2 tRNA genes are annotated in these 614 nt (G+C 42.3%); both read left to right on the top strand.

Going from position 1 to position 614, the window contains the following annotated elements:
* Positions 1-183 precede the first annotated feature (183 nt).
* A tRNA-Ile gene (locus tag ZA05_RS01215) sits at positions 184-257 on the top strand.
* A 136-nt stretch (positions 258-393) separates the two neighbouring features.
* Positions 394-467: transfer RNA gene (locus ZA05_RS01210), tRNA-Ala, on the top strand.
* Positions 468-614: the final 147 nt, after the last annotated feature.

The following is a 614-nucleotide window of genomic DNA, read 5'->3' as shown; positions in this document are numbered from 1 at the left end:
CCGTACCGGAAGGTGCGGCTGGAACACCTCCTTTCTAGAGAAAGACGACGAAACTGGAAGAAGGAGCTTAAGGTGCGCCTGTTCTTTTGCTGTTAATTTAAAACATGGAAACAAGATGACAAGAAGCGAGAGCCAAGACTTTAGGTCTTGAATCTTGAGTCTAGAAGTCTTGAGTCTGCAAACAGTCTCATAGCTCAGCTGGTTAGAGCGCTACACTGATAATGTAGAGGTCGGCAGTTCGAGTCTGCCTGAGACTACGAAAATCAATTGGCAATTGGCAATGACCAATAAACAATTGGGAAGTTCATTAAAAACTGAAAGGAAATTTTAGAGGTTGAGTAGCCGTTATAAGTACTGTTAACTGATAACTGTTAACTGACAGCTAAATATAACGGGGGATTAGCTCAGCTGGCTAGAGCGCCTGCCTTGCACGCAGGAGGTCATCGGTTCGACTCCGATATTCTCCACGAGTCCCATAGGGACAGAAGTTCATTGACATATTGGAAAGATATACATGAAAAATAAAATGTTATTGTAACGAGCAATAACGTAACTCATTAAAAAGACAAAAAGTACAATAAGCTAAACAAGGGCGTATGGGGAATGCCTAGGCT

Source organism: Mangrovimonas sp. TPBH4, from assembly GCF_001280505.1.
Lineage (GTDB): Bacteria > Bacteroidota > Bacteroidia > Flavobacteriales > Flavobacteriaceae > Mangrovimonas_A.
Note: the sequence above shows the minus strand (reverse complement) of the source record. Positions and strands in the feature narration are given on the sequence as shown.